The sequence below is a fragment of the Microlunatus kandeliicorticis genome, assembly GCF_014137855.1.
In the GTDB taxonomy this organism is placed as follows: domain Bacteria; phylum Actinomycetota; class Actinomycetes; order Propionibacteriales; family Propionibacteriaceae; genus Microlunatus; species Microlunatus kandeliicorticis.
Genome location: NZ_JACGWT010000006.1, coordinates 247,455 through 262,089, shown reverse-complemented (window position 1 = coordinate 262,089; position 14,635 = coordinate 247,455). Strand labels below are relative to the sequence as shown.

Here is a 14,635-nt window from a genome sequence, read left to right as displayed (position 1 = left end):
GCGAGCGGTCAGATCCTGCCGAGCGCGGCGCGGATCCAGCCGAGGACCAGCCCGGGCTGTTCGGTCAGCTGCCGCCAGGTGACGTTGAGCACCAGATAGCCGGCGAGCTCGAGCCGGTTGCGCCGGACGCGGTCGGCCTCGAACGCCTCGCGACCGCCGTGGGTCTCCCAGCCGTCGACCTCGACGACCACCCGCTCGCGGTCGAAGCAGACGTCGGCCAGGTACGGCGTCCCGGCGACCGGCACGTTCGTCCGCCAGCCGGTGAGGCCGTCCGCCCGCATCAGCCGGTGCAGCAGCCGTTCCGCCTCCGACCACGGCAGGTCGCGCGAGTCGTGCAGCAGCTGCGCCCGCCTCCGGTTGCCCCGCCGCCCCGGGGTGCGGGCCAGCGCCTCCCACAGCTGGTCGAGCCCGGCGGAGCGGGTCCGCAGCACCCGGTCGATCGCCTCGCCGCCGAGAGGGCCGGCGGCCAGGTCGACCGCGGTCAGGGCCGGATGGGTGAACCGGAGCCCGCCGGCCTCGCAGACCAGGTCCGGCGGGATCCGCCGGTCGTGCACCCGCCATCCCGCACGAGGCCGCTTCGCGCGGCCCGGGCGGGCGAGCTCGATCACCGGGACCGGGCAGCCGGGCCAGAAGCCGCTGCGCGCCGCGGCCCGGTGACAAAGCACCGCGTCCGGGCCGGCCCAGAGCAGGCCGGCACGGAGGCTGACCTCCGGCTCGGGCAGCCCCGGCAGCGCGAACACCCCCGGCAGCACCACCCGCAGCTCACCGCGCCGGGCGAGGTGGTCGAGCCGGACCGCCAGGTGCGGGTGCTCGCGGCGGCAGACCAGTCCTCCGGCCGCGCGCAGGACGTCGGCGATCTCGGGGTGCACGCCAGCAACCTGGGACGGTTGCCGCACGGGCGGCGCTGCCCGTCCTCGGGCTGTGGACGGGGCAGGAAACGACCGCTCACGTGTGGACGACCGGTGCTGCCCGGCGTGGACACCGTCCGGCGCACGATCGAGCGGTCGGATCCTGCCGGGTCAGCCGGGGCAGGAGACCCGGTACAGTTCTCCGCTCACCCGCGTGGTCCGCAGCTTCTCTCCCGCGACCCGCTCGGCGTAGTCGGACCCGAAGACGTAGGTCCGCAGGTGCTGAGGGACGTCGCCGATCGCCGGGTCCGCGCCGTCGGCGTTCGCCGCGCAGTAGGCGCGGATCACCGCGGTCCAGTGGTGCGGTCCGGGGTCGTAGACCGCGCCCTTGGCCGACCACAGCCGGCGTCGCTCGCCCCAGCGGTCGGGCAGCAGCCGGTAGTGGAACTGGAACCGGGTCGAGTAGTCGGCGGTGAAGATGATCGCGTCGTGCCCGGCCCGGCTGATCGCCGCGTCGACCGGCGGCTGCGGGTCGTACCAGCTCCGGTCGGCGGTGCCGAAGCCGTGCACGGCGGCCGACAGCACCAGCGCCACCCCGACCACCGGGGCGAGCAGCGCCGTGACCCGACGACGCCGGGGTGTGCCGTCGCCGATCCTGGCGGTCACCGCGGTCAGCAGGTGGTCGAGACCGAGGACACCCCAGACCCCGAGCACCGTCCAGACCGGGAGCAGCATCGTGGTCCAGTCGTCGACGTCGTAGTCGAGCAGGAACACCACGGTGCAGACGACCCAGAGCGCCAGGACGCCGGTGAGCAGGGCGCGCCGCCGCACCGCCAGCGCGGTCACCAGCCCGAGCACGACCAGCAGCAGGGTCACGCCGAACTGTTCCCAGCCGATCGCGAGCAGCGTGTCGACGCGGCCGGGCAGGTCGGCCGACGGCACCGCGAACATCCGTGGCCCGTACCGCGCGCCGGTGATCGCGTCGACCAGGCTGGGGACGGAGTCCACCCGGACGTCGACGTAGAGCGCAGGCGCGACGGTCCGCCACCAGAGGTAGAAGTACGGGACCACCGCCAGCACCGCGCTGGTCGGCAGCAGCCAGGCCAGCTCGCGGGCGCGGAAGAGCCATCGGACGCGGCGGACGGCGAGATAGAGCAGCAGCCCCGGGACCAGCAGCACGTTGGAGATCGCGTGCGCGAACGAGAACGCCAGCACCAGCACGCCGGCGCGCAGCCAGCCGCGGCGGCCGGTCACCTCGTAGCGGACCAGGCAGAACAACACGCCGACCACGAACAGCAGCGCCATCGTGTAGATCTCGGCCACCACCGAGAACTGCCAGACCGCGGGCAGCAGCGCGATCGCCGTCGCCCCCGCCGCCGACGTCGAGCGACGCAGTCCGAGACTCCGGAACACCGCGACCAGCAGGCAGGCGCAGGCCACCGCGAAGACCGCCGACAGCGCGTTCGCCCGCCCGGCCACCGACCCGAACGGCAGCACCCGGACGGCCAGCGCGTTGAGCAGCGTGTACACCGGATACCCCGGCGGGTGGCCGGTGCCGAGCACCAGGCCGAGGAAGTCGAACTTGGTGGTGTCCATCGAGACCGCGTTCCCGGTGCTCGGCTGCAGGGTGCGGGCGTAGAGCACGCTCAGCACCATCGTCGTGGCCAGGTAGGGCCAGAGCTCGGCGCGGCGACGGCCCGGAAGCGACCTCGGGACCCGCGCAGGCTCGGTCGCCGGTCTGACGGCGGTCAGCTGATCGGTCACGGACGTCCTCGGGGCGGCGGCCTCGGGCGCTCGGTCGGGCCCGGTCTCGCTTCGACCGTAGCAACGCGGGCCCACAGCCCCGTTCCCCGTCCGCTGGGCGTCGCTCGGTGGCGGAAGCCGCGACCGCCGGGTCGAATGCGCTGGCCGTCGGGGTCCCGGCTCCGTAGGGTCGGGGCGTGAGCGCAGCCGAGACCACGAGCGGCGGGCCTTCGGCCCGCGTCGACGACTGGGACGAGATCACCGACCTCGACGAGCTGACCGCGCTGGTCGGGGAGCCGACGCAGGCCGTCCGCGACAAGGTCCGTCCCGCGCTGCACGACCTCGACCGTCGCTGGCTGGCGGCCAGCCCGTTCTGCGTGCTGGCCACCGCCGACGCCGACGGCCGGCTCGACGCCTCGCCCAAGGGCGACCCGGCCGGACGGCTGGTGCACGTGATCGACGATCACACCCTGGTGATCGCCGAGCGTCCGGGCAACAAGCGGGTCGACGGCTACCGCAACGTGCTGGTCAATCCGCACGTCGGGCTGCTCTTCCTGATCCCGGGCCGCGGGGACACGCTGCGGGTGAACGGCCGGGCCCGGCTGGTCCGCGACGCGCCGTTCTTCGCCGACCTCGAGGTGCGCGGCAGGCGTCCGCTGCTCGCCCTGGTGGTCGAGGTGGAGGAGGTCTTCCACCACTGCGCCAAGGCGTTCCTGCGCTCGCAGCTCTGGAAGCCCGAGACCTGGGACCCCGACGCGCTCGCGTCGCGCGCCGAGATCGCTCACCAGCTCGACCGGCGCGACGCCTCGCTCGACGAACTGCGCGCCTACTACGACGAGGCCAGCTACTCCCGCGGGCTCTACTGAGCGACCGTGCCGCACGCCGAACCCCGCGAACAGCAGGCCCCGCCCGTCCAGCGGCTCCGGCTGCGCTACGCCAAGCGCGGCCGGGCCCGGTTCACCAGCCACCGCGACTTCAGCCGTGCCTTCGAGCGCGCGCTGCGTCGGGCCGGGGTGCCGATGGCCTACAGCTCGGGCTACAGCCCGCACCCGCGGATCTCCTACGCCAACGCGGCGCCCACCGGCGCGGCCAGCGAGGCCGAGTACCTCGAGATCGGGCTGGTCCGGGTCTGCGACCCCGAGCAGGTGCGGGCCGCGCTCGACGCCGCGCTGCCGCCCGGGCTCGACGTGACCGCGGCGGTGCCCGCCGGTCCGACACCGCTGGCCGATTTGCTCTCCGGGTCGTCCTGGCGGATCGACCTGACCCTGTCCGCGGTCGCGCCCGCCGAGGTGGCTGCGCGGGCCTGCGCCGCCCTGCTCGCGGCCGAGACGGTCGAGGTGGAGCGGCTGACCAAGACCGGGATGCGCCGGTTCGACGCCCGCGCCGCCGTCCGGCGGCTGGCCCCGCTCGAACCGGGCGGCGGGGGAGACGTGGCCGAGGGCAGCACCGCGCTGCACCTGGTGCTCGCGCACCTGGTCCCGCTGGTCCGTCCCGACGACGTGCTGAGCGCGTTGACCGCGTTGACGCCGGACTTCGCCCCGGTCGACCCGCCGGTGCTGCACCGGCTGAGCCAGGGGGTGCTCGACCCCGACACGGCGGAGATCGCCGACCCGTTCGCCGGGTGAGCCGCGGCGCGCTCGCCGCGGTTCGTTGCGGGCCTGTGGGATACTGACACCGTCCAGCGGGTCCGACGACCTGCCGGACCGGTGCGTCAACCCGAGCGAGGTGACAGCTCGCGACCGGGGGCCGGTGGCATCTGCACCGCGACGACTGCCTGCGAGGACGCGGGCAGCGACCGCGGCAGCTGCCCGGCTGCGAACGCGCCGCAGACCAGAAGCTTCCGCCGGTCGGCCAGCCCGTGCGCTGCCGATCACGGCGAACCGAGACCGCGGTGCCACGCGCACCCAGAGGAGCCTTGATGCTCGATCCCGAGCCCGGCAACCCCCCTGCCGACACCACCCCGAACGACAGCGCGCCGACCGAGAGCGCCGCCCCGCCGGCCAAGCGGACCCGCCGCCGGGCCGCGAGCCGCCCGGCCGGACCGGCCGTGGGCGCCGAGGAGACGCCAGCACCGCCGGCCGACGCCCCGGCGGAGCCGTCGGCTGCGGACGCTGCGCCGGTCGAGCCGGCCGCGGTGCCGGCCAAGAAGACTGCCCGCAAGACCGCGGCGAAGCGGACCACCAAGAAGGCGGCCGCCAAGGCCGCCGAGGTCGCGCCGGAGACCGCGCCGGAGACCGCGCCGGACGCCCCGGTCGCGCTGACGGCCGACGCGGAGCAGCCGGTCGAGCCGCCGGTCAAGAAGCCGGCACGCAAGCGGGCCACCCGCAAGGCAGCCGCCCCCGCGGCCGAGGTCGCGCCCGAGCCGACCACTCCGGACACGACCACGCCCGACACGCCCGCGCCCGACACGCCCACGCCGGACACCAGTGCAGCCGAGCCGGCGAGCCCGCAGCGCGGCGGCCCGGCCGAGATCACGCCCGAGCAGGTCACCCCCGGTGAGGTCGAACCGCAGTTGGCGCAGACCGCCGGGGAGCAGACGCCCGACGCCGTCGCCGAGCAGCCCGCCGCGCCGCGTCCGGTCCGGGTGACCGACCCGTTCGCCGTCCCCGACATCGACGTGAGCGCGCTGACCGCGCGCCCGGCCGCGACCTCCGACGTCACCGCGGACTCCGAGGACGAGGACGGATCCGACCAGGACGACGACACCGCCGACGACACCGCCGACGACACTGCCGACGAGATCGCCAACGAGAACGACGACGACAAGGACGACGACAACAGCGACGACCGCGTCGAGGGGCAGGGCGACGGACGCCGTCGCCGCCGTCGCCGGGGCGGCCGCCGGCGGCGCCGCAACGGGTCGGACGACGACAGCGAGGGCTCGTCCGACGGGTCGGGCGGCAGCTCCGAGGCAGGGTCCGGCGACGCCGGCTCCGACCGGGGCGAGACCACCGCGAAGGATGACACGCAGGCTGCCCCGGGTTCGGCGCAGGACGACACCAAGGACGACGCGGACCACGACGACGAGTCCGGCTCCGAGGGCGAGGGCGGCTCGCGTCGCCGCCGCCGGCGGCGTCGGCGTCGCGGGGAGAGCGACAACGGCGACCACGCACCCGACGACCCGGCCACCGAGGTGGTCGAGCGGGTCCGCGAGCCGCGGGAGTCGCGTAGCCGCAGCCGCGGCGGGCGTTCGAGCGCGAACGACACCCCGACCGGCATCGAGGGCTCGACCCGGATGGAGGCCAAGCGGCAGCGGCGACGCGAGGGCCGCGAGGCCGGTCGGCGCCGCGCGCCGATCCTCAGCGAGGCCGAGTTCCTGGCCCGCCGCGAGGCGGTCGAGCGCAAGATGATCATCCGCCAGCGCGACGACCTGGCCCAGATCGCCGTGCTCGAGGACGGCGTGCTGGTCGAGCACTACGTCGACCGCGAGTCGGCGACGTCGTTGATCGGCAACGTCTACCTCGGCCGGGTGCAGAACGTGCTGCCGTCGATGGAGGCCGCCTTCATCGACATCGGACGTGGCCGCAACGCGGTGCTCTACGCCGGTGAGGTCGACTGGGAGTCCTTCGGCGCCCAGGGCGGTGAGCGCAAGGTCGAGCGCGTCCTCAAGTCGGGCCAGACGATCCTGGTCCAGGTGAGCAAGGACCCGGTCGGGGCCAAGGGCGCCCGGCTGACCAACCACGTGTCGATCCCCGGCCGCTACCTGGTCTACGCCCCCAACGGGCACCTGTCCGGGATCTCGCGCAAGCTGCCCGAGAACGAGCGGAAGCGGCTCAAGGACATCCTGGCCGGGCCGGTGGGCGACACCGCCAGCGTGATCGTCCGCACGGCGGCCGAGGGCGCCAGCGAGGAGGAGCTGGTCCGCGACGTCAACCGGCTCAAGGCGCAGTGGGCCGACATCGAGACCAAGATCAAGTCGGGCAGTGCGCCGCAGCTGCTGTACGCCGAGCCCGACCTGACCATCCGGATCGTCCGTGACCTGTTCACCGAGGACTTCTCCGAGCTGATCATCCAGGGCAACGGCTCGATGGCCGACGCCTACGACGCGGTCGAGGCCTACGCCGCGCACGTCGCGCCGCACCTCAAGGACCGGATCCGCAAGTGGGACGCCGAGGCCGACGGCGACCTGTTCGGCGCCTACCGGCTGGACGAGCAGATCGCCAAGGGCCTGGAGCGCAAGGTGTTCCTGCCCAGCGGCGGCTCGTTGATCATCGACCGCACCGAGGCGATGACCGTGATCGACGTCAACACCGGCAAGTTCACCGGGTCGGGGGGCAACCTCGAGGCGACGATCACGAGCAACAACCTGGAGGCGGCCGAGGAGATCGTCCGGCAGCTCCGGCTCCGCGACCTCGGCGGCATCATCGTGATCGACTTCATCGACATGGTGCTGCCCGCCAACCGCGAGTTGCTGCTGCGTCGGCTGGTCGAGTGCCTCGGCCGGGACCGGACCCGGCACCAGGTGGCCGAGGTCACCAGCCTCGGGCTGGTGCAGATGACCCGGAAGCGGATCGGCACCGGGTTGCTCGAGGCGTTCAGCACCGAGTGCCCGACCTGTCACGGCCGCGGCGTCGAGCTGCACGACGTGCCGGTGGACACCCAGAAGCAGGCCGACGGCGGCGCCCGGGACGACCACGGCCGTCGCGGGGGTGGCCGGAACGACCACCGCCACGACCACAAGAACGACAAGACCGACAGGAACGACCGCACCGACAAGAACGAGGGCGGCGGCCGCCAGGACGGCAGGACCGAGGGCGGCGGTCGCGGTTCGCGTCGGGGCCGGGGCCGCAAGGACGATCAGCAGCACGACCAGAACGGTCAGCAGCACGACGAGCCTCGCGACCAGACCGAGCCGTCGGCTCCGGTCGAGTCGGCTCCGGTCGAGTCGGCTCCGGTCGAGTCGGCTCCGGTCGAGTCGGCTCCGGTCGAGTCGGCTCCGGTCGAGTCGGCTCCGGTCGAGTCGGCTCCGGTCGAGTCGGCTCCGGTCGAGTCGGCTCCGGTCGAGTCGGCTCCGGTCGAGTCGGCTCCGGTCGAGTCGGCTCCGGCCGAGTCGGCTCCGGCTGAGCGGGCCCAGCCGGTCGAGCAGGCCCACCCGGTCGAGCAGGCTCCGGTCGAGCAGGCCCAGCCGGCCGAGCGGGCCCAGCCGGACACCACGCCGGGAGCGAACGGTGACCAGCCCAGCGGTGACCAGCCCAGCGGTGACCAGCCCACCGGGCGCACCGCTCGGCGTCGCAGCCGGGGCCGGGCCACCCGCCCGGCCGGTTCCCCGGGCAGCACGCCCGCGCCGCAGCCGGAACCGGCCGCGCAGCCGGGCTCCGCGGACGCGTAGGCCGGTCGAGGGCGACCGGTCCGCCTGACGGCCGGCGCTCTGGTGCGACCGGACAGAATGGCGGCATGACCAGCACCGCGGGCCGGCCGTACCTGATCGCCGTCGTCGGGGCCGGGCCGTCCGGCATCTACGCCGCCGAGGCGCTGGTGCAGCAGACCGACGTGCCGGTCGAGGTGGTGGTGATCGACCGGCTGCCGACCCCGTTCGGGTTGGTGCGCTACGGCGTCGCGCCCGACCACCCGAGCATCCGGTCGATCCGGAACACGCTCGAGCGCACCCTGGAGAGGTCCGGGGTGCGCTTCCTGGGCGACGTCGTGGTCGGTCGCGACCTGACCGTCGAGGAGCTCCGGGCCCGTACCGACGCCGTGGTCTACGCCTACGGTTCCGGCACCGACCAGCGGCTCGGCGTGCCGGGGGAGGACCTCGACGGCAGCGTCGCGGCGCCCGAGCTGGTCGCCTGGTACTGCGGGCACCCGGACGTCCACCCCGACGACCCGGCCGTCGCGGGTGCCGACGTGCCCGGTACGGCGCGCAGCGGGCTCACCACCGCGGAGATCGAGCAGCTGATCACCACCACCCGCTCGGCGGTGGTGATCGGGGTCGGCAACGTCGCGCTCGACGTGGCCCGGGTGCTGATCAAGTCCGCCGACGACCTCGCCGACACCGACATGGCCGACGAGGTGCTGGACGGGCTCGACCGCTCGACCGTCACCGACGTCCACCTGGTCGGACGCCGCGGGCCGGCCTACACCGCCTTCACCACCAAGGAGCTCCGCGAGCTCGGCGAGCTCGACGTCGACCTCGTGCTCGACCCGTCCGACTTCGTGCTCGACGCCTCGAGCGAGGCCGTGCTCGCGGTCGAGAAGGTCGCCGCGCGCAACGTCACGGTGATGCGCGGGTGGCTCGACCGTCCGCGCACCGGGGCGCGTCGTCGGATCCACCTGCACTTCTGGCGCCGACCGGTGGCGCTGCACGCCGCCGACGGCGACCGGGTCAGTTCGGTGGAGCTCGAGTCCACCGGCCTCGACGCCGACGGCCGGGTCCGGGGCACCGGTGCGTTCTCCCGCATCCCGGCCGAGCTGGTGGTCCGCTCGGTCGGCTACCGCGGGGTCGAGCTCCCCGGCGTGCCCTACGACGCCTCGACCGGCCGGGTGCCGCACGCCGAGGGCCGGGTGATCCGGGACGGCGCCTTCGCGCCCGGCGAGTACGTCACCGGCTGGATCAAGCGCGGACCGACCGGCGTGATCGGGACCAACAAGCACGACGCCGTCGAGACGGTGACCGCGCTGCTGGCCGACCTCGCCGCCGGGACGCAGGCGCCGCAGCACGACCTGCGCGAGCTCACCGAGCTGCTCGAGGGCCGCGGCGTGCACCCGCTGGGGATGCCGGCGTGGCACCGGATCGACGCCGCGGAGATCGAGCGCGGGGTCAGCCACGGTCGTCCCCGCTCGACGCTGGTGCACCGGTCCGAGCTGCTGGCCGCCGCCGAGGAGGGCGCCGAGCACCCCGAGGTGGCCGGACGGATGGCCGACCGGCGCTGACCGCGGCCCGACCCGGCCGGTCCTCAGCCGCGGACCAGCCGGGCCAGCACCTTCTGCAGGGCGGCGGTGTAGTCGGCCGCGCTCCGGCTGCCGCCGGTCAGCGCGGTGTAGTAGCGGTCGCCCTTGGCGGCCACCACGAACACGGTGGTGACCCCGCTGGTGCGGCCGGTGGCCACCCGGGCCCCGTCCGCCCCGGTCACCGTGGTGTGGCCGACGGTGGACAGGTCGAAGGTCGACTTCGCGCCGTTCGCGGCCGCGTCGAGGGTGTTGGTCAGCGTGCCCTCCCCGACGATCAGGGCGACATCGGTCTTCTTGCCGGCCTCGCTCGGCGTGTAGGTGCACGAGAGGTTGCCCGCGGTGTCGCCCGACGGGTTGGCCGCGCCGAGCCGGAACCCGGTCAGTCGGCTCATCTCCGCCACGCTGACGACCGCGCACAGTCCGGGCGGGACGGAGGCGGACCCCGACGGCTGGGCCGACGGCGCGGCGGCGCCCGACGAGGCGGGCGCGGTCGGCAGGGCAGCGGAGGGTGAGGTCGACGTGCCGGCCGAGGTCGCCGACGACGTCGCTGCGGGCGTGCCGCCCGCGGTCGTGCCGGACCCGCTGCACCCGGTCGCCGCGACCGCGACGACCGCCACCGCGACGGCGGCGCGGACGGCTGCCCGCGGCGTCCTGCGGACCGGTACTGCTCGGCTCACCCACCGTCTCCTCTCGCCGGTCCGCGCCGGCGGCGCGGACGGACAGCCGAGGATAACGAGCCCGGTGAGCCCCTCCGAGCGTTCGGCGATCAGGCCGGCGCGTCCGGCCCGGGCTCCCAGGGCAGCGGATGGTCGCTCTGCCGGACCGGGGCGGTCGGCACCACCAGCACCGGGCGGATCTGGCGGTGGGCCAGGTGGACGGCGACCGACCCACCGAAGAACTCCTTCATCCCGGCCCGCAGCCCGGAGCGCCGGGTGCCGACCACGAAGTAGGTGCTCTGGGCGGTCTCCCCGAGCTGGGCCAGCGCGAGCGCCGGGTCGCCGACCAGTGCGCGGAAGATCAGCTGTCGCTCACGGCCCGCCGGCGCCGGTTCGCGCCCGACAACGTCCCGGACGTGCTCGGCCAGCTCGGGGTCGAACTGCGGGCTCTCGGCGTCGCCGAGGTCGGGGTCGAGCGGCACCGACAGCACGCTGCCGTCGGGCAGCACGTCGGTGATGTAGCGGCTGGCGTCGACGTGCGCGCAGACCAGGGCGGCGCCCAGCCGGTCGGCGAGCAGCGTCGCCTCACGGAGCACCACCTCGGACTGCCCCGGGGTCACGCCGACCAGCACGTTCGGCTGCGGGATCGCGGTCTCGCCGCCGTCGGGCTCGGGGGTCGCTGCCGTCTCGTCCATGATCACCCTCCCTGGTCGGGTCCCACGGCGGTGCGCCGGGATCCGACGGTACTGCAGCCCGTCCGCGGAGGGCAGTGCCCGCGCCCGGCGGGCGGGATGTCGGCGGATCGGACCGAACACGCCGTGCTGACGATCCCCGCTGGTCGGCGCCTCAGCCCGCGGCGTGCCGGCGGCGCAGGGCCGGTCGGGTGACCGCCCAGAAGACCAGGCTGCCGCCGAGGCTGCAGCCGAGGGCCACCAGACCGAGCGGGATCGCGGTGTCCTCGCCGGCGATCCCCACCAGCGGGGCCACCAGCCCGCCGATCACGTACTGTCCGAGCCCGATCAACGCTGACGCGGCGCCCGCGACGTGCGGGTAGTCGGCGAGCGCCAACCCCATCGCGGTGGGCAGCACCAGCCCGACGGCGCTGACCATGACGAACAGCGAGACGACCAGCACCGGCAGCGGCGCGCCGGTGAGCACGGCGACCGCCAGACCCAGCGCGCCGGCCAGGTTGACCGTGAGCCCAGCGGCCAGCACCCGGCCCGGGGCGAGCCGCCGGCCCAGCCGGCCGCCGAGCTGGCTCATGATCATCAACCCGATCGAGTTCGCACCGAAGACGAACGAGAAGCCCTGCGGGGACAGGCCGTAGATCTCCTGCAGCACGAAGGTCGCGCCGGAGATGTAGGCGAACATCGAGGCGATGGCCAGTCCGGCCGCGAGCACCAGCCCGACGAACAGCCGGTCGGCCAGCAGCCCCCGGAAGCTGCGGCCGACGGCGGCCAGACCTCCGGTGCTGCGACGCTCGGTGGGCAGGCTCTCGGCCAGTCCGAACGTCCCGGCCACCAGCAGCAGCACCCCGAACCCGGCCAGCACCCCGAACACGCCGCGCCAGCTCATCACCCGGGCCAGCTGGCCGCCGAGCACCGGCGCGACCACCGGCGCCAGCCCGGAGACCAGGGTCAGCCGGGCGAAGACCGTGATCAGCTCGCGGCCGCCGAACAGGTCCCGGGCGATGGCCCGGCTGACCACCAGCCCGGTGGCTCCGGCCAGCCCCTGCACCAGCCGGACCAGCACCAGGGCGGTGATGCTCGGCGCGAACGCGCAGCCCACGGTGGCCAGCAGGTAGCCGAGCAGACCGACCACCAGCGGGCGCTTGCGGCCGAACCGGTCCGACAGCGGCCCGCCGATCAGCTGACCGGTGGCCAGCCCGACCAGACAGGCGGTGATCGACAGCTGGGCCGCCGACGTCGACGTCGCCAGGTCGGTGGCCAGGTGCGGCAGTGACGGCAGGTAGAGGTCGAGCGACAGCGGGCCGAAGGTGGACAGCAGACCGAGCACCACCACCGTCCGGACGCGGTGCGGGGCCGGTCCGGTGCTCACCGGCTCACTGTAGTGACGTCCGCCGCCGGCTCCGGTGTCGTCGGGGCGTCGGCGGACGGGTTCGTCCAGTCCCGACGGCCGGCGAGCAGCGACAGGGCCGCGGCGGCGCAGCCGACCGCCACCAACCCGATGATCACCTGGTAGGGCCAGACCCCGACCAGCAGCGCGCCGACCGCGATGAAGGCGGTGTAGGGCACCGAGGAGACCACCTCGTACCCGCTGGCCACCCGGCCCATGATCGCGTTCGGGGTCCGTCGCTGCAGCAGCGTGCCGGCGGCGACGGTGAGCAGCGGCATCCCGAGCCCGAAGACCGCGAAGCCGGCCACCGCCGCGGGCAGCGCCGGGACGGTGCAGAGCCCGGCGCCGACGGTCATCAGCGCCAGTCCGATGATCAGGAGCACCGGCTCGGGCGTCCGCCGGATCGCCGCGGTGACGGCGATCCCGCCGATCACCGCGCCGACGCCCTGGGCGCTCACCAGCACGCCGACGAACTCCGGCGGACGGTGCAGCCCGTCGGAGACGAGGGCGTAGACCGCCGCCTCGGTCAGCCCGAAGGCGACCGCCCAGACCACGGTGCTGGTGGCCAGCCGGCGCAGCACCGGAGTCCGCCAGAGGTGGTCGAGCCCCGCCAGCAGCTCGGCCCGGAACGCGACCGCGGCGCGGGCGGCGCGGACCTCGCGGTGCCGGAGCGCCAGCAGCGCCAAGGTGGACAGCACGAAGGTGGCTGCGTCGACGGTGGCCACCCAGCGGCCCCCGACCGCCGCGAACAGCCCGGCCCCGATCAGCGGGCCGATCAGCCTCAACCCCTGCCGGACGGTGGCCAGCGCGCCGTTCGCGGGGCCGACCAGGCCCGTCGGCAGCATCGCCTGGACCAGCCCGGCCATCGCCGCGTTGAAGACCACCGAGCTCAGCCCGTAGCAGACCGCGACCAGCACCAGCAGCCACAGCTGCCGGCGGTCGTGGACGAACCACAGGCTCAGCACCGCGGCCGCGCTGAGCAGGTTGAGGATGATCATCACCGACCGGCGGGGGAGCCGGTCGACGAGCACGCCGCCGACCGGCCCGAGCAGCCCGGGCGCGGCCATCGCGAAGATCATCAGGCCGGCGACGGCGTTGCTCCCGGTCAGGGTCTTGGCCCAGATCCCGAAGACCAGCAGCAGCGTCCAGTCGCCGAACATCGAGCAGGTCTGGCCGGCCAGCAGCAGCCGGAAGTCGCGGTGCCGGAGCAGTTCACGCACGACGGTCCTCCGGACGGGGGAGCAGGTAGGTGAAGACGTCGACCAGCCGGGCGTCGGCCGGGGCCTCGCCGTCGAAGGTGCGGCGCTGCAGCGGCATCAGCAGCGCGGCGATCTGCTCGCCCAGGGTGCGCAGCTCGTCCTCGGTCAGCCGCAGCGTGTAGTCGGAGGCCTCGGCGGCGTCCCGCCACGGGTCGGCGGCCCGGTGCGCCCGCCACCGCCGGATGCGGTCGTCCGCGCGGCCGTCGAGGACGTTCTCGACCGACTCGCGCGCCGAGCGCTCGGCCGGGGTGGCGTCCTCGGAGGTCTCGATCCGGTTGCCCACCGGCACGAAGCGCCAGGGCCGGTTGCGCCCCTGCCCGCCGTCGGCCTCCTCGACGAAGCCGAAGCGGGCCAGCTGCCGCAGGTGGTACGAGCAGGAGGCCGCCGAGTCCTCGAGCCGGGCCGCGCACTCGCTCGCGGTCAGCGGGCCCTCGGCGACCAGCAGGTCGATCAGCTGCATCCGTCGCGGGTGGGCCAGCGCGCGGAGCTGCTCGGGGCTGCGCAGTCGGCGCAACGGCAGGCCGTGGTCCTCGACGATCTCGGGCCGGCGTGGGGTCATAAATCGAAAGGTATCTTTCGAAAGATCTATTTTCAAGTTTGGTCCTGCGACTTCACGAGCAAACGCGCTTCGACAGGCTCAGCGCACGTCCAGGAGGCGCGCGGAGCGCTGTCGAAGCGCGCCGAGAACGCGCGCTGAGCCTGTCGAAGCGCGCCGAGAACGTGCCCTCAGCCTGTCGAAGGGCCGGTCAGCGCCGGTGGCGGTCCTCGAGCGGCGGGTCGGGGGCGAGGGTGCCGTCGGGGGCGATGTGCTCGAAGATCTGCTCGACCATGGTCAGCACGTGCGGGTCGTCGACGGTGTAGATCTGCCGGCGTCCGTCCCGGCGGGCGCTGATCACGCCGGCCAGCCGCAGCTTGGTCAGGTGCTGGCTGGTGGTGGCGATCGAGACCCCGACGTGCTCGCTGAGCGTGCCGACGTCGTACTCGCCCGCGGCGGCCAGGGCGACCAGGTGCAGTCGGACCGGGGCGGCCAGCAGGGCGAAGGTCCGGGCCGCCACGTCCAGCTGGGGTCGGCTCGGTTCAGGCATCACCGTCCCATTCTCGCCGCCGCCCTCCGCCCGGTGTGATCCGCCTCACGACGTTTCGACACCTGCTCATTTGCGCAATC

General features: G+C 74.4%; 11 protein-coding genes and 1 pseudogene. 4 read left to right on the top strand and 8 right to left on the bottom strand.

The annotated features are described in order from the left end of the window. Positions 1-8: 8 nt before the first annotated feature. On the bottom strand, positions 9-869 hold the full coding sequence (locus FHX74_RS21230) for a DUF559 domain-containing protein (protein ID WP_182561583.1): 861 nt from the start codon (positions 867-869) through the stop codon (positions 9-11). Positions 870-1,019: 150 nt separating this feature from the next. Then, the gene (locus FHX74_RS18065) at positions 1,020-2,612 is read right to left on the bottom strand and encodes a protein O-mannosyl-transferase family (RefSeq protein ID WP_182561582.1); all 1,593 of its coding nucleotides are present in this window, start codon (positions 2,610-2,612) and stop codon (positions 1,020-1,022) included. Between the two features lie 176 nt (positions 2,613-2,788). Between FHX74_RS18065 and FHX74_RS18060 the strand changes: the two genes are divergently transcribed. The 4 genes and pseudogenes from FHX74_RS18060 (at position 2,789) to FHX74_RS18045 (ending at position 9,461) form a co-directional block, all read left to right on the top strand. Beyond that, positions 2,789-3,457, top strand: coding sequence for a pyridoxamine 5'-phosphate oxidase family protein (locus FHX74_RS18060; RefSeq protein ID WP_182561581.1), 669 nt, complete (start codon positions 2,789-2,791; stop codon positions 3,455-3,457). A gap of 6 nt (positions 3,458-3,463) precedes the next feature. Beyond that, positions 3,464-4,216 (top strand): TIGR03936 family radical SAM-associated protein, encoded by a 753-nt coding sequence (locus FHX74_RS18055; RefSeq protein ID WP_182561580.1) that lies wholly within the window; start codon positions 3,464-3,466, stop codon positions 4,214-4,216. 293 nt (positions 4,217-4,509) lie between these two features. After that, positions 4,510-7,263: pseudogene (locus tag FHX74_RS18050) on the top strand (Rne/Rng family ribonuclease); the annotation flags it as partial. 722 nt (positions 7,264-7,985) lie between these two features. Then, positions 7,986-9,461 carry an FAD-dependent oxidoreductase gene (locus tag FHX74_RS18045; RefSeq protein ID WP_182561579.1) on the top strand — a complete coding sequence of 492 codons (1,476 nt, stop codon included), beginning with the start codon at positions 7,986-7,988 and terminating at the stop codon, positions 9,459-9,461. Between the two features lie 23 nt (positions 9,462-9,484). Here FHX74_RS18045 and FHX74_RS18040 read toward each other — a convergent pair whose 3' ends face one another. From FHX74_RS18040 to FHX74_RS18015, 6 genes are all read right to left on the bottom strand, one after another. Further along, positions 9,485-10,156: a hypothetical protein gene (locus FHX74_RS18040; protein WP_182561578.1), complete on the bottom strand. Its 672-nt coding sequence runs from the start codon at positions 10,154-10,156 to the stop codon at positions 9,485-9,487. Positions 10,157-10,245: 89 nt separating this feature from the next. Continuing rightward, positions 10,246-10,830 carry a universal stress protein gene (locus FHX74_RS18035; RefSeq protein ID WP_182561577.1) on the bottom strand — a complete coding sequence of 195 codons (585 nt, stop codon included), beginning with the start codon at positions 10,828-10,830 and terminating at the stop codon, positions 10,246-10,248. Positions 10,831-10,981: 151 nt separating this feature from the next. After that, a complete protein-coding gene (locus FHX74_RS18030; protein WP_182561576.1) occupies positions 10,982-12,193 on the bottom strand; it encodes a multidrug effflux MFS transporter in 1,212 nt (403 codons plus the stop codon). Continuing rightward, entirely contained in the window at positions 12,190-13,431 is a 1,242-nt protein-coding gene (locus tag FHX74_RS18025; protein WP_182561575.1) for an MFS transporter, read from the bottom strand. Before FHX74_RS18025 ends, FHX74_RS18030 begins: the two co-directional genes overlap by 4 nt. After that, positions 13,424-14,029 (bottom strand): helix-turn-helix domain-containing protein, encoded by a 606-nt coding sequence (locus FHX74_RS18020; RefSeq protein ID WP_182561574.1) that lies wholly within the window; start codon positions 14,027-14,029, stop codon positions 13,424-13,426. Before FHX74_RS18020 ends, FHX74_RS18025 begins: the two co-directional genes overlap by 8 nt. 187 nt (positions 14,030-14,216) lie before the next feature. After that, positions 14,217-14,555 carry an ArsR/SmtB family transcription factor gene (locus FHX74_RS18015; protein ID WP_182561573.1) on the bottom strand — a complete coding sequence of 113 codons (339 nt, stop codon included), beginning with the start codon at positions 14,553-14,555 and terminating at the stop codon, positions 14,217-14,219. Positions 14,556-14,635 lie beyond the last annotated feature (80 nt).

Coding starts and splice junctions, on each gene's coding strand:
- FHX74_RS18015 (WP_182561573.1), bottom strand. CDS start 14,555: ATGCCTGAACCGAGCCGACCCCAGCTGGACGTGGCGGCCCGGACCTTC.
- FHX74_RS18045 (WP_182561579.1), top strand. CDS start 7,986: ATGACCAGCACCGCGGGCCGGCCGTACCTGATCGCCGTCGTCGGGGCC.
- FHX74_RS18035 (WP_182561577.1), bottom strand. CDS start 10,830: ATGGACGAGACGGCAGCGACCCCCGAGCCCGACGGCGGCGAGACCGCG.
- FHX74_RS18020 (WP_182561574.1), bottom strand. CDS start 14,029: ATGACCCCACGCCGGCCCGAGATCGTCGAGGACCACGGCCTGCCGTTG.